Raw genomic sequence first — 20,872 nt, 5'->3', positions numbered from 1 at the left:
GACTGCGTTTGCAACAGCAGCATGAACGCGCCGCACCTGTCTCGCGTTTACCAAACTACCTCGAATCACCCGCACCCGCAGGGTGAACCACTTTCGCTCGTGAGCTCACGGATCCAGGTAGTTAGAACGGGATTTCCAACCTCTGGGCACCACTTCCACAAGCCGCTTGACCTTTTAGTGCGCGCCGGCCAGTGGTGCCAAGTTGCCTAGCAGCGTGGGAATCAGCTCGCTAACTGTCGGATGGATGTGCACGCAGCGCCGGATGACGTGATAGGGCGCATCGGCCGCCATCACGTCCAGCAGGGAGTGCACGATCTCGTCGCCCTCGATGCACAGCAAGGCGGCGCCGAGGATGCGCTCGGTCTGCGCATCGACCAGCACCTTCATGAAGCCCTGCGTCTCGCCGCGCTCTTTGGCGCGGCCCACACGGCTCATCGGCATCACCCCGACCAGAGCTGGGCGGCCCGATGCACGCACCTGCGCCTCTGTCATGCCGATACGGCCGAGCGGCGGATCAGTGAAGAGCGCGTAGGCCGGGATGCGCTCGCTGATGCGGCGTTCCTCGCCGTCGAGCAGGTTGGTCGCGACGATCTCGTGGTCGTTGTACGAGGTGTGAGTGAAGGCGCCTTGCCCGTTGACGTCACCCAGCGCCCACACGCCGGGGACGTTGGTGCGCAGCTGGTCGTCGACGGTGATGAAGCCGCGCGCATCAGTAGCGATGCCGGCGCGGCCCAGATCGAGCCCGTCGCTGTTCGGCCGGCGCCCGACCGCGGCCAGCAGGTGGCTGCCCTGGATCTTGTGCGCCATGCCACCGGCATTCAATGCGATGCGAACGTCCTTGCCGTCCGCCCCTTTCGACACGCGCGCGTCGCGCACGCCGAGCACGAAGCGCACCCCTTCGCGCTCGAGGATCGCCCGTACCTCCTGCGAGACCTCCGCATCCTCGCGCGCGATGAGGCGATCGGCATATTCGAGCACCGTCACCTGCGCGCCGAAGCGGCGATAGACCTGGGCGAATTCGAGTCCGATGTAGCTGCCGCCGACCACGACCAGGTGATCCGGCAGCTCGTCGAGCGCCATCATCGAGGTGTTGGTCAGGACGGGCACTTGATCGACTCCCGGCCAGTCAGGCAGCACCGGCCGGCCGCCGACGTTGATGAAAATCCTCGGCGCTTCCAGCGTCTCGCCGTTGACCTCCACCGCATGCGGCGCGACGAAGCGCGCATGGCCGCGCAGCACACGCAGGCCCTGCATGCCGCCCAGCCACTGCGTGAGGCCCTTGATCGCGTCGTCGACGACCGCGTCCATACGCGCCTTCACCGCCTTCATGTCGACGCTGACCGCGCCGCCCAGGGTCACGCCATAGTCGCTCGCGCGGCGCGCCAGGTGGGCGACGCGCGCGCTGGCGACCAGCGTCTTGGTCGGCATGCAGCCGTCGTTGACGCAGGTACCGCCGAGGTGCTCGCGCTCGACCAATGCGACCTGCATGCCGGCGGCTACCAGGCGGGCCGCAAGAAAGGGCCCCGCCTGGCCGCTGCCGATGATCAGCGCGTCATAGTGCGTGCTCATGGGGCTGCCCTTTCCTGAGTCGTTGCGTGCCGTCCTAGTCCGCGCGCACGGTCGAGGTGATCGACGCCACCACGCCCGAGGCCGTCGCGAACTGCTGCTGCCGGTCGGTAATTCCGTGCCGGCGCGCGATCCAGGCGAAGTCGGTGTAGGCCGCCCAGACGGCACCCGTCTCGTCCTGCAGGACCAGCAGGCGCACCGGCCAGTCGAGCCCCGAGAAGGGATTCGAAGTGAGAAACTGCGCGCCCAGCGGCGGATTGCCGAACACCAGCAGCGTAGAGGGTCGCACGCGGATGCCGGCGTCGGCCGCGAGCTTCGACTGGTCGACTGCCATGAAGAACACGATGCCCTTGTCGGCGATGTCCTTCTTGATGCGCTCGACCGTCTCTTCCACCGAGTAGGCGCTCCTGACCTTTATCAGGCCGTCGGCACCCGGCGCCCCACTTTGCGCCGGCGACTGCGTCGCAACCAGCGCAAGGCCCAGGCAGGCAGCCGACAGGAGTTTGGAAACGCGAATGAACATGGTGTGCTCCTCATGTCACATCTCGTGCGGGTCCATCTTCATTTCGGTGGGGAACAGGTCGACCGAAATCAGGATGGCGGGCTTGCTACCCGTGTTCTTCCACCAGTGCGAGGTGCCGTTCTTCTCCGGCGCCACGTCGCCCGCCTTGTGCGTGATGGGCACCGCGCAGCTGCTCGCGTACTCGACCACCTCGCCCGAGACGATGTAGATCATGGCGGGACGCTCGTTGTGGCTGTGCCAAGGCACGATGCCGCCGGGCTTCATCTCGAGCTGGCGCAAGCGGAACAGGCGCCCCTGCAGTGCCAGCGGCTCCTTGGACAGATCGGTGCTGTAGCGCACGACGTCGGTCACGTCCTTCGGCATGGTGGGGCCCGGCTTCTGGCCCTGGCCGTCGGCCACGACCTTGTCGGCGGGGCATTCGCCCGCATGGACGGCCGGTGCGAGCGCGGCGAAGGCGCCGACGATGAGCGCGGCGGCCGCCGCATGGCGCCGGATCGAGCGGCGTTGGGGATTGGCATTGTGCATGGCGTGAAACTCCTGAAAGTGGGGTTGAGGTGGGACGGATCGCCCAGCGGCGCTCCGGAATCCACTTTGGTCCCCGCGTTTCACGGCCCGGTCAACGAATCTTCACGCTTTGATCACGCATTGCCATCGACCGCGAAACGGGCGCACAGTGCGGCCTGCACGCAGTCAATCTGGAGAGGAGGGCTATGACCCCCGACGTCGAATCCTTCGACCTGCCCGCGGCCGGCGGCGAGCCGCTGTCCGCGCCGGCGGCGGCGGGCCGCATGCCCTTGCCCCTGGTGCTGGCGTTCGGCATCGAACTCGCGTCGAAGCTGGCGGAGCTGCATCGCGACGGCATGGTCCACAACGGCGTGCGCCCCGACGCGGTGCGCTGCGACGCCGCCACCGGGCGCGCCTGGCTGGTCGACTTCGGCGACGTGAGCGGTGGCGTGTCGCTGCGCGCTGCGCCGCCGGGGGCCTCGATGTCTGCCGCGCGCCTGGTCTACGCCTCGCCCGAACAGACTGGCCGCATGGAGCGCGTGCCGGACCATCGCAGCGACTTGTACGCATTGGGCGTCGTTCTCTACGAGCTTCTCGCCGGCGCGCCGCCGTTCCGCTCCGGGGATGCGCTCGAGCTGATCCACGCGCACATCGCGCGCACGCCGGTCGCCCCGATCGACATCGATGCCGGCCTGCCACTGCCGGTGTCGCAGATCGTGATGAAGCTCCTGGCCAAAACGCCCAAGGAGCGCTACCAGAGCGCCGCCGGACTTGTCGACGATCTCGCCACCTGCCGGCGCGAATGGGCCGCGCACCGGCACATCGACGAGTTTCCGCTGGGCCGGCGCGACATCCGCGCGCGCTTGTCGATCCTGCCCCGGCTCTACGGCCGCGAGCGGGAGGTCGACGTGCTGCGGGCCGCCTTCGAGCGCACACGCAACGCCGGCGCCGGAGCGCCATCGATGCTGCTTGTTTCAGGCTATCCAGGCATCGGCAAGACCGCGCTCATCCACGAGCTCTACAGGCCCATCGTCCGCCAGCAGGCCTACTTCGTTTCCGGCAAGTTCGACCAGGTGGCGCGCAGCGTTCCCTTCAGCGCGCTGATCCAGGCCTTTCGGGGCCTGGTGCGGCAGATGCTCACCGAGAGCGAGGCCCGGCTGGGCGACTGGCGCAGCACCCTGGCTCGCGCGCTGGGCGTCAACGGCGGCGTGCTCGCCGAGGTGGTCCCGGAGATCGAGTTCATCATCGGCAAGCAGTCGCCACCGGTCCCGCTCGGTGCGGCAGAAGCGCTCAACCGCTTCCAGCGCGTGTTCCAGAGCTTCGTCGCCGCCGTCGCGCAGCCGGCCCATCCGCTGGTGATCTTTCTCGATGACCTGCAATGGGCCGACGCGGCCACGCTGAGCCTGCTCGAACCGCTGCTCACCAGCCTCGAAATCCGCGGCCTACTGCTCGTCGGCGCTTGCCGAGACAACGAGCTCGACGGTGCGCACCGCCTGACGCGGGCGCTCGACAAGCTCGAAGCGACTGGTGTCGAAGTGCAGCGCTTGGCGCTGGGGTCGCTCCGGCTCCCCGACCTGGGCGCGCTGATCCGCGACACGCTGCACGGCGAACTCGCCGATGCTCAGCCCCTCGCGCAACTCATGCACGAGAAGACCGGAGGCAATCCCTTCTTCGTGATCCAGTTCCTAAAGACGCTGGAGCGCGATGGCCATGTCCGTTTCGATGAAGCGCTCGGCCGCTGGACCTACCGGATCGAGGCGATCGCGCTGGCGCCGCTGGGCGACGACGTGGTCGACCTGATGACGCGCAACATCCAGCGCCTGTCGAGCAGGTCGCAGTACGCACTGACGTTGGCCGCCTGCATCGGCAACAGCTTCGATCAGCGCACCCTGGCGATCATCTGCGAACAGTCGCCGGTGGCCGTGGCCGAGGATCTTGCACAGGCGGCGGCCGAGGGCCTGATCGTTCCCGCGGCGCGCAGCGACCACGACGCGGAACCGGCCCACGCCTTCCTGCACGACCGCGTGCAGCAGGCGGCCTACGCGATGATTCCCGACGAGCGCAAGCCGATGCTGCACCTGCGCATCGGCCGTCTCCTGCGGTCGCGTGCGACGCCGCAGCAGATGGAGCAAGGGCTGTTCGACATCGTGCATCACCTCAACCGCGGCCGCAGCCTGATCGGCACCGTGCGCGAGCGGCTCGAGGTCGCTCAACTCGACCTGAACGCCGGGCGCAGGGCCAAATCGTCGACCGCGCACGATGCGGCACTGGACTTCTTCCTTGCCGGGCTCGGGCTGCTCGACGACAACCATTGGCAATCGGACTACGCGCTGTGCTTCGCACTGCACCTGGAAGCCGCAGAGAGCCAGTACCTGTGCGGCCACTTCGACGCGGCGCACCAGCTGTACGAGCTGCTTCTGCGACACGCCGCGACCAACATCGACCGTGCGCGGGTCCATCGCCTGCGCAGCGTGCAGTACGAGCACACCTCGCGCTATGCCGATGCGCTGGGGAACACGCGCGCCGGCCTCGCGTTGTTCGACGTCTCGCTGCCCGAGGCGGCCGCCGACAAGGAGCGCGCACTCGGCCGCGAGATGGACCTCATCGCGTCGCTGCTGGGCGATCGGGACATCGCCTCGCTGATCGACCTGCCGGTGATGGACGATCCGAAGATCCTCATCGTCATGAGCATGCTGACAGACATCTGGGCCTCGGCCTTCATCCTCGGCGATCCGACCCTGGCGCGGCTGATCTCGGCGACGATGGTGCGGCTGTCGCTGCTGCACGGCAACATCGAAGAGTCCGCCTACGGCTACGTGACCCACGCCATCACGGTCGGCCCGGTGCGCGGCGACTACCAGGGCGCCTACGCGTTCGGCACGCTGGCGCTCGCCGTGAACCACCGCTTCCAGGACTCGCGGCGGCGCGCCAAGATCTACCAGCAGTTCCATGCGCACGTAAACTTCTGGCGCCAGCCGTGGGCGACCTGCATCCCCTATGCGCGCGAGGCCTGCCGCAGCGGGCTCGAAAGCGGCGACTTCCTCTACGCGGCCTACGGCGCCGGCACCGAGCTCTGGTCGGCGATCCTGTCCACGGAGGACCTGGCCCAGTTCGTGCGCGAGTACACGCCGAGCGTGGCGCTGGTCCAGAAGCTCAAGAATCAAGGCTTTGCCGATTCGGTGAAGATCATTCTCAACTGGGCCCGCGCGCTGCAGGGCCTGACCCGGGGGGCGCTGTCGCTGTCGGACGATGCGATCGACGAGGAAGAGTACCTGCGCAACTACCGCGGCAATCCCTTCTTCGTTACCTTCCACGCCGTGGCGAAGCTGCACGTCAGCTGCTTGCTCGGCACGCCGGCGCAGGCCCTCGAGGCCGCTCGCGTGGCGGGTGCCACAGTGCACCACGTGGCCGGCACGGTCTGGCCGGTGACCTACGAATTCTGGAATGCGCTGGCGCTGACCGCGAGCCATGCCGATGCGGGCGAGGAAGAACGCCGGGCCTCGTTGACGAAGATCGCCGAAGCCCAGGCATCGTTCGAACTGCTGGCCGCGAATTGCGCCGAGAACTTCCGCTGCCCCGCGCTGCTGCTCGCCGCCGAGCTCGATCGCATCGAGGGCCGCGACCGCGAAGCGATCGAGCACTATGAGCGGGCGATCGAATATGCGGGCGGCCGGGCCGGGCTGCTTCAGCAGCATGCGTTGGCCAGCGAGCTCCATGCGCGCTTCCGCCTCGCGCGCGGCGACACGAAGCTCGCGGCCCTTTTCATGGCCGATGCGCGCGCCTGCTATGCGCGCTGGGGCGCGGCTGCCAAAGTAGAGCAGCTCGAGCGCAGGTACCCCGAGCTGCTGCACATCGAAACAGCGGCGCCGCGCGATCCGCCGGTACCGATCGAGCCCGCCGAGACCGCAGTACCGGAGCGTCCCGACGCCGGCGGCCTGGACCTGGACAGCGTGATGAAGGCAGCCCACGCGATCGCCGGCGAGGTCGAACTGGACCGGCTGCTCGCGCGCCTCATGCGCCTCGCGATCGAGAACGCCGGCGCCGAGCGCGGCTGCCTGGTCCTCGAGCGGGACGGCGAATCGCTGGTCTACGCCGCCGACGCGCTGCAGGCGCCCGGGCAGGCGATGGCTCCCGGCACGCCGCTGGCCGCGTCGCGCAGCCTGCCGGCGAGCATCGTCAACTTTGTGCGGCGCACCGCCGAGAGCGTTGTGCTGGCCGACGCGGCAGCGGACGACCGCTACGGCGGCGACCCCTACGTCGTGCGCCACAAGCTGCGGTCGGTGTTGTGCGTGGCCGTGCAGAAGCAGGGACGGTCGGTCGGCGTGCTGTACCTCGAGAACAGCGTGCTCGCCGGCGCCTTCACATCCGAGCGCATCCGGGTCGTGCGCATGCTGGCGACCCAGGCCGCCATCGCGCTGGAGAACGCACGGCTGTTCGAAGGCCTCCGGCGCGAAGTCCGCGAACACCGCGAGGCGCGCCAGCGGCTGAGCGACGCGCTGGCGCAGGTCGAGCGGCTCAAGGAGGACCTGGAGGCGGAGAACGTCTACCTGCGCAGCGAGCTGATCGCCAACGTTTCGCACGATCTGCGCACACCGCTCGTCTCGCTGCGCGGCTACCTGGAGCTCCTGGCGCTCAAAGGCGGCGAGCTGCCGGCCGCGACGCAGCAAAGCTACGTCGAGATCGCGCTGCGTCAGAGCGAGTACCTCGCGACGCTGATCGACGAGCTGTTCGAGCTCGCCAAGCTCGACTTCAAGGGCCTCCAACTCGCCCGCGAGACCTTTCAGCTACCGGAGCTTGCCGTCGACGTGCTGCAGAAGTTCCAGCTCGCGGCCGATCGCAAGGAGGTGGCGTTGCGGATCGAGGCCCCGGACGCGCTGCCACCGGTCGATGCCGACCTGGGCCTGGTCGAACGCGTGCTCGACAACCTGATCGGCAACGCCCTGCAGCACACGCCCGGCGGCGGTTCGGTGAGCGTGGGCCTGCGGGCCGAGGGCGAGCGTGTGATCGCATGCGTCGCCGACACCGGCAGCGGCATCCCGGAGGCCGAGCTGCCCTTCATCTTCGACCGCTTCTATCGCGTCGACGAAAGCCGCAACCGCGCCTCGGGCGGCGCCGGGCTGGGGCTGGCGATCGCCAGGCGCATCGTCGAGCTGCACGGCTGCCGGATCGCGGTGAAGAGTCGCGCGGGCGAGGGCTGCTGCTTTTCGTTCGGCCTGCCGGTGGCACGGCCCGCGGCGCGTCAGGAGGCCGGTACGCCGGGTGGCGACGCTTCTGCGCGAAGCCGGGCCAGCGCCTGAATCCGTTCGAGTTCGGCGGCCGCGCGCGCGAGGAAGATGCGGTAGACCGAATCGACCAGCATCTCGTCGCCGAGCGGCGTGCGATGGCGGAAAGCCAGGTGGCCGAGCGTGCGGCCATCGCTCGCGATGATCGGCATGCCGAGATAGGCCTCCCAGCCGGCTTCGCGGGGAAACAACTGCGCGAGGCCGCTGCGATGAAAACAGGCGCTTGCGCCCTGCACGACGGCTTCGCAAGGCGTGCCGGCCAGCGCGAACTCGAAGTTGTCGCGCAGGCTGCCTTCCGCCCAGTAGGCCAGCGTGCGCACCCGGGTCGCCGGCTGGTCGGCGCATTCGGCGACGAAGGCGCAATCGAGCCCCAGCGCGCGCGCGAAGTGCCGGACCATCGCCGGGAAGAAGGCTTCGCCCACGGCGCCCGCGGTACCGTCGGCCACCGCCTGGAGCACGTGAAGCACGTGCCGCATCGGCGTCACGTCGGTGTCCTGGCCCACCACGCGGTAAGGGGCCCCGCCGGCGCGCCGCAGCGCGATGCCGCGCGACAGCACCCAGCGCACGCTGCCATCCTTGTGCAGGAGGCGCATCTCGTGCTCGAAGCGCGCATCGTCGGGTGCCGTGGCGGGCACGAGCCGTTGCGCCAGCGCCTGCTCGAGCGCGGGCTGGTCGTCGGGGTGCACGCGCGATCGCCAGCCCGGCAGGTCGTCGGCGAGCTCGTGTGCCTCGAAGCCCAGCATGCTCTTCCAGCGCGGCGAGAGCTGGACCCGGCCGGAGGCGATGTCCCAGTCCCACATGCCGTCCTGGCTGCCGCGCAGCGCCGCGACGTAGCGCTCTTCGCTCGCGCGCAGCTCGGCCTCGGCAGCGGCACGCGACATCTCCGCCCGACCGGTGGCCGCACGTTGCTCGGCGAGGCGCCGTTCGACCTGCACCAGCCGCTCGCCCGATGCAGCGCGCTGCCTGCCGGCTCGCCGGGCGGTCGACCAGGCCAGCCATCCGACGAAGACCAGCGCCGCTGCCATGACGAACAGGAGCGTGAGCGCCATCGTGTGCGTGATCATGAAGACATCCTCTCGGTGCAGCGGTCCACCGGCGCAGCCGGCCTCGGCGCGGCCAGCGGCAGGTCGAAGGCGAAGCAGCTGCCGGCGCCCGCGATGCTGGCGACCGACAACTCGCCGCCGTGCAGGCGCACGATGCGCTGCGCGATCGCAAGTCCGAGGCCGCCCTGCGCACCGGGCACGGAACGGTCGGCGCGGTCGTAGCGGTCGAAGATGCCCGCCAGCTCGGCAGGCGGGATGCCGCAGCCGCTATCGCGCACGGCCATCCGGGCACGCTGCGCGTCGCCGCCGAACTCGATCGTCACGCTGCCGCCGGGCGGCGTATGCCGCAGGGCGTTGTCGAGCAGGTTTTCGAGCACCCGTTCGACCATGCCGATGTCGGCCTGCGCACGGATCGCGGCGCTGCCCTCGCCGCCGGCGGCGCGCAGGTCCACCTTGCGCGCCCGCGCGTCGAGCGCGAACTTCTGCGCCACGTCCTGCGCCAGCTCGGCCAGCGAGAACGCCTCCGGCTGCGGCAACGCTTCCGCGGCCTCCAGCCGGGTGAGCTCGAACAGGTCGCCCACCAGGCGTCCCAGGCGCTCGCCGTGGCGCACCGCCGTCTCCAGGTAGTTGCGTTCCTCCGCCGGCGGCAGGCTGCCGTGGCGCAGCAGCAGCAGCTCGAGATAGCCCTGCATCGAGGCCAGCGGCGTGCGCAGGTCGTGCGACACGTTGGCGAGCAGCTCGCGGCGCCGGTCCACGCCGCGCTCGATCTCGGCAAACTGTTTGCCGATGCGGGCGGACATCTGCTCCACGTGCGCGGCGAGCCGGTCGATCTCGTCGCCGCCGGCGTCGGCACCCGCCACGTGCAGGGGTTCGGTACAGCCGCCCCGGGCGAAGGCATCGACGGCGTCGGCCAGACGCTTCAGGCGTCGCGAGGCGCGCCATGAAACGTAAAGGGCGGCGATGGCGCCGGAGGCGAGGGCGACCATCGCCATGTCGAAGGGGTTCACGGCACGGTCCGATCCTCAGGGGCGCGGGTCGCCGAACTTGTAGCCCACGCCCCACACGGTCTGGATGTAGTCGGGGTTTCCGGGATCGCGCTCGATCTTGTTGCGCAGGCGGTTGATGTGCGAGTTGACAGTGTGCTCGTAGCCGCTGTGGCTGTAGCCCCAGACCTGGTCGAGCAGCTGCGTCCGGGTATGGACGCGCCCGGGGCTGCGCGCGAAGTAGACCAGCAGCTCGAACTCCTTGGCGGTCAGCTCGACCGGCTTGCCGTCCAGCAGCGCCTCGTGGCGTTGCAGGTCGATGCGCAGGCCTCCGGCCTCGATCAGCTGTTCCTGGCTGGCGGCCGTCTGTGCCGCGGCCTGCTGGTGATCGGCGCGCCGGAATACCGCCTTCACGCGGGCGGCGAGTTCGAGCATGCTGAAGGGCTTGGTCAGGTAGTCGTCGGCGCCCAGCTCCAGGCCCAGCACGCGGTCGAGCTCCGAGGACTTGGCGGTGAGCATCAGGATCGGCGTGTAGCGCGCATGAGTGCGAAGGCGCCGGCAGATCTGCAGGCCGTCCATGCGCGGCAGCATGAGGTCGAGGATCACGAGGTCGTAGTTGCCGGCCTCGCATTCGGCGAGCCCGGTCACGCCGTCGGCGATCAGCCGGCCTTCGCAGTCGAGCTCGCCGAGCTGCAGCATCACGAGGCGGCCGATGTCAGGGTCGTCTTCGACCACCAGGACGCGGCGGGTCATGCCGACACCTCCGTGAAAAGCCCGCGTCCCAGATGGCGCGCGAGCACCGCCATGAGGTCGAAGGCCGGGTCGGCATCGAGCGCGCGCCGGGTCGCGTCGGCCAGGCTGGCCTCGTCGGCCAATGCGCAGAGCCAGCGGCTTTCGGCAAGGCTCAGGAGCCTGAACTCGATCTCCAGCGCGTGCTGCACGACCAACAGGTTCACGCCGCCTTCGTCGAGCGAGATCGTCGATCCGTCATCGAGCGCCTCCGGCTGGTTCGCCTGCCAGATCCGCAGCACCGGATAGCGCGACGCGACGAAGCGCGCGCTGGGCTGCAGGCGAAGGCGCAGCCCGGCCTGCTCGGCCGCCGGCACCTGCGCCAGCCGTTCCAGCGCGAGGGCTGGCAGTTCGGCCTCGTGGTAGGCGCGGTGCAAGGCCCATTCGAGCGCTGCCACGTCCGGCAGGTAGGGCAGGTCCGCGGCCGGCGGATAGGCGCGCAGGAAGCCGGGAAACTCGCCGCCGAAGTCCTGCAGGTTGCTCGAGCGCGAGGGATGCGCGCTGATGCAGGCCTTGGTCGCGTGGCGGAAGAAACCGGTGCCGACGAGGCGCGCGACCACCGGGTAGACGGCGCCCAGCGCGGCGATCAGGCTCTCGAACATGTTGTTGCGGTAGACCTGCAGGCGCTGCCGTGCTGACAGCGGCTCCGTCGGCCGCACCAGCGCAGTCGCGGCCGCACCGCCGCGCAGCAGCAGCGCGTCCATCACGCGGGCCTGGATGTCAGGCAGCGCAAGCATGGCGCAACTCCATCATCGCTTCGGCCTTCGCGGCCTCGGCTACCAGCGCCGCCAGGGCAGGCATGTCGGCGTCCCACTCAACCAGCGTCGGCACCGGGCCGAAGCGCTCCAGCGCAGCCGCATAGAGCGCCCACACCGCATCGGCAACTGGCGCACTGTGCGTGTCGATCAGGATCTCGGCGCCGCCGCCGACGAGGTTGCGCGTGAAACCGGCCAGGTGGATTTCCTCCACCGCCTGGCGGGGAATGGCCTGCAGGTAGTGCCTCGCGTCGAAGCCGTGGTTGTGGGCGCTGACGAAGATGTTGTTGACGTCCAGCAGGATGCCGCAGCCGCTGCGCCGCGCGACCTCGGCGAGGAACTCCCACTCGGGAATCGCCGACGCGACGAACTCGAGGTAGCTCGACACGTTCTCGAGCAGGATGCGGCGCCGCAGGCGCTCCTGCACCTGCTGCACGCGTACGACGACGTGCGAGAGCGCCTCCTCGGTAAAGGGCAGCGGCAGCAGGTCGTTGGCATGGATGCCGCCCACGGAGCTCCAGCACAGGTGGTCGGACACCAGCGCGGGGTCCAGCATGTCGATGAGTTCGCGCAGGCGCGCGAGGTGCGGCTCGCTCAAGGGGTCGACGGAGCCGATCGACAGGCCCACGCCATGCAGGCTTAGTGGATGGCTCTGGCGCGCGAGCTTCAGGAAATGCAGCGGCTTGCCGCCCCGGCCGAAATAATTCTCGCTGTGCGCCTCGATGAAACCCACGGACGGACGCGATTCGATGAACTCGACATAGTGCTCGGGCCGCAGGCCGATGCCGGCGCACCCTGTCAGCGATCTCAAGGACTGGTTCATCATCACCTCCTCGGTCACGAGAATTCTAGGCAGCCGCCCGCGCGCTGCGGGACGCGTGATGAAAATGTGAACATTGGCCACCGCCGCTTCAGCGCGGCCGCGTCCACACCTTGCGCGCCAGCAGCGCCGCGACGATCGAGGCGCACATCGCGAGGAAGGCCACCCAGGCATAGGGCCACAACAACGGCATCCCGACCAGGATCAGGCCGTCGTTGCCGCCGGGGATCAGCAGGCTGCCCCAGCCCATGAGCACGCCGCCCGCCAGGCAGCGCAGCAGCTGCGCGGCCGTGACGCGCGTGCTGCGAAAGCGGCCGGCCGTCCAGCCGCCCCAGACCGCGCCGAGCAGCAGCGCCAGCAGCAGCAGGCAGCGCGCGCTGAGGCTGGCGGCCATGCCGCGCGCCAGTTCGGCCAGCACGTCGGTGTAGGCCCAGGCGCCTACCAGCAACAGCATGAGCACGAAGGCGATGCCGATCACCGTGGTGGCGGCATGCGGCGACCAGATGCGCGCAGCCAGCGCGTCGCGCACCCGCAGCCCGCCCCTGAGCGGCCGCACCAGGCGCCAGGCCACGAAAAGCAGGAACAGCAGTGCCACCCACGCGGGCGCCTGCAGCACCGGCGAGCCGTCGACGAGCTCGCGGTGCGTGCCCGCCGCGAAGAGGGGCCCGACGCTCAGGCAGCCCAGGTAGAAGCCGAGCGGCGTGGCCAGGTAGGCCCACTCGCCCGAGCCGAAACGCGCAATGGCGCCGAACACGCAGGCCTGGTTGACGAAGGCGCCGAAGCCCAGCAGCGCGCCGCCCAGCACTGTCCAGCGGTTCAGCGGGTAGCCCGGCGGCATGGCCGGCAGGAGATGCAGGGCCTGTGCGACGAGCAGGCCGCCGGCCACCCACAGCGAGGCCTCGCCAAGGCTCAGCAGGCGGCGCGAAGTGCGCTTGTTGACGATCTCCTCCATGGCGGCGACGGTGCAGGTGGCGCCGCGCTGGATCGCGAAGCCCATCACTGCAGCGCAGAAGGCAGCGACCGCGAACGCGAGGCTGGCGAGCGCGATGTCCATCAGCGCACCCCGACGGCGTTGTGGAACTTGCAGACCTCGTGCATCGCCTCGTCGTTGTCGATCGCGCCGGTCTGCGGAAGGATGTGACCGCTGTTCAGGTCGAACACCCATCCGTGGATACTCGGTCTGCGGGTGTTCTCCCAGGCTTGCTGGACGATGCTGGTCTTGCCCAGGTTGTAGACCTGCTCGATCACGTTGAGCTCGACCAGGCGCCGGAAGCGTGCCTCTTCGTCCAGCGGCGCCAGCTGTCGCGCGAAGTACTGCTGCGTGTCCTTCAGCGTGCGCAGCCAGTTGTCGATGAGCCCGTGCGAGGCATGGCCCATCGCGGCCTTCACGCCGCCGCAGCCGTAGTGGCCGCAGACGATGATGTGCCCGATCTGCAGCACATCGACGGCATATTGCAGCACCGACAGCAGGTTCATGTCAGTCTGCACCACCAGGTTGGCGATGTTGCGATGCACGAACATGTCGCCGGGCTGGGTCCCGGTGATGCGGTCGGGCGGCACGCGGCTGTCAGAGCATCCGATCCAGAGGAAGCCCGGATGCTGCCCTTCGGCCAGCTTGTCGAAGTAGGCGGGGTCGATGCGCAATTGCTCCTCAACGAAGCGCCCGTTGTTGCGCAGCAGCTGCCCGATGCGATCGATCATGCGGTCCCCCTTTTCTTCCAGGCTCAGCGGTGCTCGATCACGCCCTCGATGGGATCGGCCGCAGCCTGTTCCCAGGGCGTGCGTCCGATCATGCGCAGCGTGTCGGCGTAGCCCGCCTGCCGGCGCGTGCGGATGCCCGTCGGCGTGAAGTCGATGTCCTTGGTGTGGTCCTCGCCCTCCACGCGCGGCGCGACCAGGTGCACCACGTGCATCGTCGTCCCGCAGCCCCAGGAGGCCAGCTCGCGCACCTTCGGGTTGGCCTGCTTCGCGGCCGGGATTTGCTTGTGCAGCTCGCGGATCACGTGGCGCAGCCGGTGAATCTGCTTCTGGCGCGCGATATGGCTGTCGGCGCGGCTGGCGAACTGGATATCCTTGTGGCGCGCCATCACCTCCCAGATCGACCCGGGCTCCGGCGCGGTCTGGTGCCATACGTTGACGGCGAAGATCACCGCGTCCCGGCGCGGCTTGTCGTCGAGCACGGCCTCGATCGGCGTGTTGGAGTAGATGCCGCCGTCCCAGTAAGGTTGGCCGTCGATGCGCACCGCGGGAAAGGCCGGGGGCAGGGCGCCCGAGGCCATCACGTGGTCGACGCCGAGCGGCTCGCGACTGGTGTCGAAGTAGCGCATCTCGCCGCTGCAGGCGTTCACGGCACCGACGGTCATGCGCGTGTGGCACTGGCACAGGTACTCGAAATCCACCAGCGACTGCAGCGTCCCGCGCAGCGGCGCCGTGCTGTAGTAGGAGGCCGCCTCGACCCCGAGTGGCGCGGCCGAGCCGCGCAGCGCATGCAGGTTGGGCGTGAAGAAGTCCGGAATGCCGCGCATCACGGTCGCCATGTTCGACACCATGTTGCCCAGGCCCATCCAATCGGGGATGCGAGTGGTGGGCGTCGACGCCTGCATCAGGTCCCAGAAGGCGTTCAGGCGATCGAGGCGGTGCTCCGGGCTGTTGCCGGCGATCAGCGACGCGTTGATGGCGCCGATCGAGGTGCCGATGACCCAGTCGGGCTCGATGCCGGCTTCGTGCATCGCCTGGTAGACGCCGACCTGGTAGGCGCCGAGCGCGCCGCCGCCCTGCAGCACCAGAACGACCTGGCCGGGAAGTTCGCCGTTGCGGCCGCGGTTGCCGGCCGCGGCGCGCGGCTTGCGTGAGTTCGTCATGGTCTTCTTCCTCTGTTCAGTGCAGCGTCCAGCCGCCGTCCATGGCCAGCGCGGTGCCAGTCATCGAGGCGGCCGCGTCGGACGCCAGGAACACGGCCAGCGCCGCCAGCTCCTCGACCTGGATGAACTCCTTGCGCGCCTGGTGAGACAACATCACATTGCGCACCACCTCCTCGGGCGAGATGCCGTGGGCCTTGGCCTGGTCGGCGATCTGCTTCTCGACCAGCGGCGTCTTCACGTAGCCGGGGCAGATGGTGTTGGAGGTGACGCCGAACTCGGCGAGCTCGACCGCCACCGTCTTGGACAGGCCGATGAGCCCATGCTTGGCCGCGACATAGGCCGACTTGAAGGGCGACGCGGTCAGCCCGTGCGCCGAGGCGACGTTGATGATGCGGCCGAAGCGGCGCGCCTTCATGCCTGGCGCGACGGCCTTGATGACGTGGAAGGCCGAGGAGAGGTTGATCGCCATCACCGCATCCCACTTGTCGTCGGCGAACTCCTCGATCGGCGCGACATGCTGGATGCCGGCGTTGTTGACCACGATGTCGACCTTGCCGAACTCGGCCTGGGCGAACTCGACCATCGCACGCACCTGCTCGGGCCGGCTCATGTCGGCGCCCGAATAGCGCACCTTGATGCCGAACTGGCGCTGCAGCTCGGCGCGCGTGAACTCGATTTCCTGCGCGTCGCCGAAGCCGTTGAGCAGGATGTCGGCGCCGTTCTGGGCCAGCGCGCGGGCGATGCCCAGTCCGATGCCACTGGTGGAGCCGGTGACGATGGCGGATTTCTGCTTGAGCATGGAAGGCTCCTAGGGTTGGGGTTGGGGTTGGGACGGCTGAACGGTTTCGGCGACGGGCCGTGCCACGTCCACGTCGGCCTCGCTGGTTCGCGTAAAGCGCAGGTGCGTGATGTCGGCCGCGAAGAACATGCTCCACGTCCATTCGAGCCAGATGCGGACCTTGCGGCCCGCCGTAGGCATCAGGAGCAGGTAGTAGGCGCGCCATAGCAGCCAGGCCGGCAGTCCGCGCAGGCGCAGGCCGAACACGCTGGCCACGCCTTTCAGGTGGCCAGTGGCCGCCATCATTCCCTTCGATGCGTGGCTGAAGGGTTGCGTCGCACGGCCCTCGATGGCGGCGACGATGTTGCGCGCCAGCGCGCGCGCCTGCGCCACGGCGAACTGCGCGGTCGGCGGCGCGAACTGCTGCGTCACGCCATTGCGCACCAGTGCGCAGTCGCCAAGGGCCCACAGCCCCGCTGCCCCCGGGATCGACATGTCGGGCGCGGTCTCGATCCGCCCGCGCTGCTTGGGGACTGGCAGGCCCCCGACCAGCGGATTGGGCCGGGTGCCGATGGTGCAGATCACGGTCGCGCCGGCGATGGTCTCTCCGCTCGCCAGCCTCACGCCATCGGCACTCACTTCGGCGGCGCGCGCGTTGAGCCGGACGTCGATGTGCCGCGCGCGCATCGAGCGCGCAGCGGCCAGTCCCAGCGATTCGGGCAGCTCGAGCAGCAACCGATCGGCGTTCTCGATCACCGTCACCTTGAGTTCCTCCGCCTTGACCCGCGGGTAGTAGCGGCCGGTGCCGCGCAGGAAGTCGGCCAGCGCGCCGGCCACCTCGACGCCCGAAAAGCCGCCGCCGATGACGATGAAGTGGCCGAGCCGCCGCCGCAGCGCCGGGTCGGCTTCGAGCTCGATGCGCGCGATGCGCTGCAGCACGCGGTTGCGGATGAACATCGCGTCGCCGACCAGCTTGAGCGGCAGCGCATGCTCGGCCAGCCCGGGCACCAGGTCCAGATTGGCGCGCGTGCCGAAGGCGAGCACCAGGTGCTCGTAGGCGATGTCCTGGAACCCGGCGAGCGTGCCGGCACGCACGCAGCGGCGATCGGGGTCGATGCCGGTGACGCGTCCCATGACGAACTGGCTGCGCGTGCCTGCGCGCAGCATCTGACGGATCGGCGCCACCACGTGCTCGGGGAAGACCGAGGCGCCCACTACCTCGGCCAGCATCGGATTGAAGGTGGTGTAGCTCTCCTCGCTGACCAGCACGACGCGCCATCCCTGCGGCAGCCGCGGCTCCAGCGAGCGCGCCAGTGTCGTGCCGGCGAAGCCGCCGCCGACGATGACGATGTTCTTCTCAGTGGACATGGCGCGCTCCCGGGGTCATGACGCGCGCAAGCGCCGTGCGACCAGATAGTCGAGCGACAGCTTGCCCGGCCCGTGCAGCAGGGTGACCAGCAGCAGCAGGCCCCAGGTCTGGTGATCGCGCAGCCCCACATCGCCGAGGTCAGGATAGGAGACGACGGCAATGATGTTGAACACGAAGAGAACGAAGGCCGAGAAGCGCGTGCCCAGTCCGATCACCAGCAGCACCGGGAAGAGCAGCTCGACGCCGGTGCCCAGGAAAGCTGCGACCTCCGGCGGCAGCAAGGGCACCGCGTACTCGTTCTCGAACAGCGAGATCGTCGATGACCAGGTGGCGATCTTCGTCAGTCCCGACTTGAAGAACACGCTGGCAACGAAGAGCCGCACGGCGAGATCGACCGTCGGCGAGAGCGCCTGGAGGCCGCGGCTGGCGGCGCGGAGCCGCGCGATCGCGCGTGAGCGCAGGTCGGCACGGGCGGCGTGCCTGGAAGGCATGGGGCCTGCGTAGTGCACGGCGGACTCCTCAGCCCTTCTTCGCGGCGGCAGCGCCGCCGTGCACGTTCTCGGGCTTGTTGGTCACGGTGCCGCCGGCGATCCGCGCGCAGGTGCCCTTGGCGACGTAGATCCAGGCTTCCGTGTCGCGGTCCGCCGTCGAGGTGCCGGCGCACGAGCTCTTGCTCGTGCCGCAGTCATTGCTACCGGCCTTGACGATGCCGGCGCATTTCTCGGTTGCGACCTTCTGCGCGAAGGCCCCGGTGCTGGCCGCGCCGAGGCCCAGCGCGAGCAGGCTGGCGATGGCGCCGTGGACCAGTTGATGGTTTGCGTTCATTTGAAACTCCTGTGGACGGTTGAGGTGGAAGACTTGGCGGATCGGCTCGACGCTGAATCGCATCGGGTACCGCTCCGGAAGCAAGTCTGGCCACCGCGTCTCACGCGGCCATCAATGAAAGTTCACGATTCGGTCACATGCTGCCCGCGGCCGCTCCAGGATGCTGTGCGACAACTGCTTCCGCAAGTTCAGCATCGGGCCGGCGCCAATCGCCCCGACACTTGTCTGCCCGCGCTGCGGAGACGTTGAGCCGGTCAAGCTGGGAATCGTGTTCTTCGGGGAGACTAGCCCGGGCTATCACATCCTGGCAGAAGAGCTGGAGCGGCTGCGCGCCGAGGACATCCTCCTCATCATTGGGACGTCCCTGCGCGTCATTCCGGTCGACATGCTGGTGCCTTCCTGGCGCGCGGACGACGAACTTGTCTGGCAGGTGAATCCGGAGTTGGTGGACCAGCGCTATTACGGACGGAATGTGTGCGCGACGGCGGCAGCCGGCCTGGCGCAGCTCAAGCGGCTGCTCTTGCAGCTCATGGCAAGCTGATACACTGCTTCACACAAGAGGCGTATTTATGCCTCTTAGTAGAATAAAGTGCCATTAAACGCCCCAAACATGCCTCTTGTGAAACTTGACCAATCAGCGTGAGAGCTATACAATAGAGGCACAAAAAGGGCGCTTATATGTGTTTTCCCTTGTTTGGAGGCAACATAAGGGCGTTTGTGATGCTTGTGCATAGAGGAGTTTCAAGATGACCGCCAGTCAGACACTCGACGAGCTGGAACTCGACCTGGGCGAGAAGCTCAAGCGGCTCCGGCTCAACAAGAACTGGGACCAGAAGACGCTCGCGGCGCGCGCCGGCGTGAGCGTGCGTGCCTTGCGCAACATCGAGGCCGGCCAAGGCTCGACCGTCAAGACGCTGTTGAGCGTCGTGCGCGCGCTCGGCCGTGAGTCATGGCTGCAGACGGTAGCTCCAGTGGCGACCGTCAATCCGTTGACCCTGACAAGCCGAGCGTCAAAGCGCGTACGCGCGACAAGTCCCACGGTCAAGGTCAACGCGGCCAAACGGCTCCTCGCCACCGCCAAGCTCGCCGAAGGCGAGGGTCAACCGGCGCCTGGCTCACCGGTCGAACTCAATGCAGCCCGGCGCCTGCTCGCGACCGCAAATCAAGCGAATGAGCAGCCGCCCAAGTCCCGAAAAAAGCCTGAATAGCAATAGCGCATTCTTGAAGGAATCGTATGGTCACGAAGAGGACTACAACAAAAACGGCAGCGAAGAAGACTTCCGCGGCGAAGAAGGCCCCGGCCAAGAAAACAGCAGCGAAGAAGCCCTTCAAGCACGTCGGCGTGGTCGAAGTGCATCTGTGGCAGACACATATCGGCTCGGTGACGCTCGACCCGGCATACGGTTTCTACGTCTTCAACTACACGCCGGAGTTCGCCGGTAGCGGCATTGACCCGTCGCCGTTGCAGATGCCGCTGTCGGAAAATAGCTACATTTTCACGGACCTTCCGGAAGCTACGTACAAGCGACTGCCGGCCATGCTCAGCGACGCGCTGCCCGATGACTTCGGCAATGCGCTCATCAACCGCTATATGGCCGACCACGGTATCGCGGCCCCTAACGTCACGCCGCTCGACCGGCTGGCCTACATGAGCAATCGCGCGATGGGTGCGCTGGTATTCAAGCCCGCGCGCGGCCCGGCGACGCACAAGCCCACCTCCATCGAACTCAGTTCACTCGTCGAGCAGGCGCGTCAGGCTGTGACGGGCGTCATGGACGACGATGACCATGCAAACGCCGCCCTGCGCAGCATCATCGACGTCGGCACATCCGCCGGCGGCGCGCGGGCGAAAGCCGTCATTGCGTGGAACCCGAAGACCGACGAAATCCGCTCGGGCCAGCTGGAGGCTCCGGACGGCTTCGAACACTGGCTGCTCAAGTTCGATGGAATGGGCGACGACCACGAGCTTGGCGCCTCGCAGAACTATGGCCGCGTCGAGTACGCCTATCACCTGATGGCGCGCGCCGCCGGCATCGACATGACCGATTGCCGGCTCCTGAAGGAGAACGGCCGCGCACACTTCATGACCCGGCGTTTTGACCGGGAAGGCATGAGTGGCCGCAATCACATGCAGACGCTCTGCGCGATGTCTCATGTCGACTACAAGAAGAAGGGCACCAATGCCTATTCGCAGCTCTTCTCGGCGATGACGCAACTGAACCTTCCTTACGAGGACATGGAGGAAGCGTTCCGGCGGATGGTGTTCAACGTGATGGGCCGCAACTGCGACGACCACACGAAGAACTTCTCCTTCTTGCTTCGCGAAGGCAGCGCCACCTGGGAATTCGCGCCGGCCTACGACGTCACCTTCGCTCACAATCCCACGGGCGAATGGACCAGCCAGCACCTGATGTCGGTGAACGGAAAGTTCAAGGGTTTCGAAGTCGAAGACCTGCTGGCGGAGGCGGACCGGTTCAAAGTTGGCACCGCGAACGACGTCATCGAGCAGGTGCGCGAAGCCATCCGGCAGTGGCCGCAATTCGCCGAGTCCGCGGACCTTCCTGAGAACGAGATGGTCGACCGCCAGAAGCAGCTGTTGCTGCTCGATTGACACAAGAAGAGGTCCGCCTCACAGCCTGGCCGTTCCGTTAAGGAATCGCAGGCAAACGGGAGCACCGGCCCGGGCCGTCCGAATCAGCAGACATTGGAGGACCGGCGCGACGGTCGGCTTCTGGCCGACTGTAGCCGCCACTCGGATTGGTGACGCTCAGGGT

19 protein-coding genes are annotated in these 20,872 nt (G+C 68.1%); 4 read left to right on the top strand and 15 right to left on the bottom strand.

All coding sequences use genetic code 11. From position 1 onward, the window contains the following. Window positions 1–174: 174 nt before the first annotated feature. Genes ACSQ9I_RS34460 through ACSQ9I_RS34450 form a run of 3 tightly spaced genes read right to left on the bottom strand, consistent with a single transcriptional unit; the run spans window position 175 to window position 2,614 of the window. Window positions 175–1,569 carry an FAD-containing oxidoreductase gene (locus ACSQ9I_RS34460; protein ID WP_436316478.1) on the bottom strand — a complete coding sequence of 465 codons (1,395 nt, stop codon included), beginning with the start codon at window positions 1,567–1,569 and terminating at the stop codon, window positions 175–177. A 34-nt stretch (window positions 1,570–1,603) separates the two neighbouring features. Continuing rightward, on the bottom strand, window positions 1,604–2,089 hold the full coding sequence (locus ACSQ9I_RS34455; protein WP_436316477.1) for a DUF302 domain-containing protein: 486 nt from the start codon (window positions 2,087–2,089) through the stop codon (window positions 1,604–1,606). A gap of 15 nt (window positions 2,090–2,104) precedes the next feature. Beyond that, the gene (locus ACSQ9I_RS34450) at window positions 2,105–2,614 is read right to left on the bottom strand and encodes a cupin domain-containing protein (protein ID WP_436316476.1); all 510 of its coding nucleotides are present in this window, start codon (window positions 2,612–2,614) and stop codon (window positions 2,105–2,107) included. Between the two features lie 185 nt (window positions 2,615–2,799). Here ACSQ9I_RS34450 and ACSQ9I_RS34445 point away from each other — a divergent pair, with 185 nt between their 5' ends. After that, window positions 2,800–7,890: an AAA family ATPase gene (locus tag ACSQ9I_RS34445; protein WP_436316475.1), complete on the top strand. Its 5,091-nt coding sequence runs from the start codon at window positions 2,800–2,802 to the stop codon at window positions 7,888–7,890. On the opposite strand, the gene ACSQ9I_RS34440 is transcribed toward ACSQ9I_RS34445, so the two are convergent. The 12 genes from ACSQ9I_RS34440 to ACSQ9I_RS34385 are packed head-to-tail and all read right to left on the bottom strand — an operon-like array spanning window position 7,833 to window position 18,098. Next, entirely contained in the window at window positions 7,833–8,939 is a 1,107-nt protein-coding gene (locus ACSQ9I_RS34440; RefSeq protein ID WP_436308129.1) for a PAS domain-containing protein, read from the bottom strand. The two genes, ACSQ9I_RS34445 and ACSQ9I_RS34440, sit on opposite strands and share 58 nt — an antisense overlap. After that, complete coding sequence (locus ACSQ9I_RS34435) at window positions 8,936–9,925, bottom strand: sensor histidine kinase (RefSeq protein WP_436316474.1); 990 nt, start codon at window positions 9,923–9,925, stop codon at window positions 8,936–8,938. Before ACSQ9I_RS34435 ends, ACSQ9I_RS34440 begins: the two co-directional genes overlap by 4 nt. A 15-nt stretch (window positions 9,926–9,940) precedes the next feature. Next, window positions 9,941–10,654 (bottom strand): response regulator transcription factor, encoded by a 714-nt coding sequence (locus ACSQ9I_RS34430; protein WP_436308127.1) that lies wholly within the window; start codon window positions 10,652–10,654, stop codon window positions 9,941–9,943. After that, entirely contained in the window at window positions 10,651–11,427 is a 777-nt protein-coding gene (locus ACSQ9I_RS34425) for an HvfC/BufC N-terminal domain-containing protein (RefSeq protein WP_436308126.1), read from the bottom strand. The genes ACSQ9I_RS34430 and ACSQ9I_RS34425 overlap by 4 nt, the downstream gene beginning before the upstream one ends. Further along, window positions 11,411–12,349: an MNIO family bufferin maturase gene (gene bufB / locus ACSQ9I_RS34420; RefSeq protein ID WP_436316473.1), complete on the bottom strand. Its 939-nt coding sequence runs from the start codon at window positions 12,347–12,349 to the stop codon at window positions 11,411–11,413. The genes ACSQ9I_RS34425 and bufB overlap by 17 nt, the downstream gene beginning before the upstream one ends. 7 nt (window positions 12,350–12,356) lie before the next feature. Then, on the bottom strand, window positions 12,357–13,319 hold the full coding sequence (locus tag ACSQ9I_RS34415; protein ID WP_436308124.1) for a YeeE/YedE thiosulfate transporter family protein: 963 nt from the start codon (window positions 13,317–13,319) through the stop codon (window positions 12,357–12,359). After that, window positions 13,319–13,966 (bottom strand): carbonic anhydrase, encoded by a 648-nt coding sequence (locus ACSQ9I_RS34410; protein WP_436308123.1) that lies wholly within the window; start codon window positions 13,964–13,966, stop codon window positions 13,319–13,321. Before ACSQ9I_RS34410 ends, ACSQ9I_RS34415 begins: the two co-directional genes overlap by 1 nt. Before the next feature lie 23 nt (window positions 13,967–13,989). Continuing rightward, complete coding sequence (locus tag ACSQ9I_RS34405) at window positions 13,990–15,126, bottom strand: patatin-like phospholipase family protein (protein ID WP_436316471.1); 1,137 nt, start codon at window positions 15,124–15,126, stop codon at window positions 13,990–13,992. Window positions 15,127–15,142: 16 nt separating this feature from the next. Then, entirely contained in the window at window positions 15,143–15,925 is a 783-nt protein-coding gene (locus ACSQ9I_RS34400) for a 3-hydroxybutyrate dehydrogenase (protein ID WP_436308121.1), read from the bottom strand. Between the two features lie 9 nt (window positions 15,926–15,934). After that, a complete protein-coding gene (locus ACSQ9I_RS34395) occupies window positions 15,935–17,272 on the bottom strand; it encodes an NAD(P)/FAD-dependent oxidoreductase (RefSeq protein ID WP_436316470.1) in 1,338 nt (445 codons plus the stop codon). Between the two features lie 15 nt (window positions 17,273–17,287). Continuing rightward, window positions 17,288–17,764, bottom strand: a complete 477-nt coding sequence (locus ACSQ9I_RS34390; protein ID WP_436316469.1) for a DoxX family protein — start codon at window positions 17,762–17,764, stop codon at window positions 17,288–17,290. 28 nt (window positions 17,765–17,792) lie between these two features. Next, window positions 17,793–18,098, bottom strand: coding sequence for a BufA1 family periplasmic bufferin-type metallophore (locus ACSQ9I_RS34385; protein WP_436316467.1), 306 nt, complete (start codon window positions 18,096–18,098; stop codon window positions 17,793–17,795). A 160-nt stretch (window positions 18,099–18,258) separates the two neighbouring features. Here ACSQ9I_RS34385 and ACSQ9I_RS34380 point away from each other — a divergent pair, with 160 nt between their 5' ends. The 3 genes from ACSQ9I_RS34380 (at window position 18,259) to ACSQ9I_RS34370 (ending at window position 20,709) form a co-directional block, all read left to right on the top strand. Beyond that, window positions 18,259–18,639 (top strand): Sir2 family NAD-dependent protein deacetylase, encoded by a 381-nt coding sequence (locus ACSQ9I_RS34380; RefSeq protein ID WP_436316466.1) that lies wholly within the window; start codon window positions 18,259–18,261, stop codon window positions 18,637–18,639. 205 nt (window positions 18,640–18,844) lie between these two features. Beyond that, on the top strand, window positions 18,845–19,306 hold the full coding sequence (locus ACSQ9I_RS34375) for a helix-turn-helix domain-containing protein (protein ID WP_436316465.1): 462 nt from the start codon (window positions 18,845–18,847) through the stop codon (window positions 19,304–19,306). A 134-nt stretch (window positions 19,307–19,440) separates the two neighbouring features. Then, window positions 19,441–20,709 (top strand): type II toxin-antitoxin system HipA family toxin, encoded by a 1,269-nt coding sequence (locus ACSQ9I_RS34370; protein ID WP_436316464.1) that lies wholly within the window; start codon window positions 19,441–19,443, stop codon window positions 20,707–20,709. Window positions 20,710–20,872: the final 163 nt, after the last annotated feature.

Origin of the sequence: Variovorax sp. LjRoot84, from assembly GCF_964254305.1 — a bacterium.
Lineage (GTDB): Bacteria > Pseudomonadota > Gammaproteobacteria > Burkholderiales > Burkholderiaceae_C > Variovorax.
This window is presented reverse-complemented; position numbering and strand designations above follow the sequence as displayed.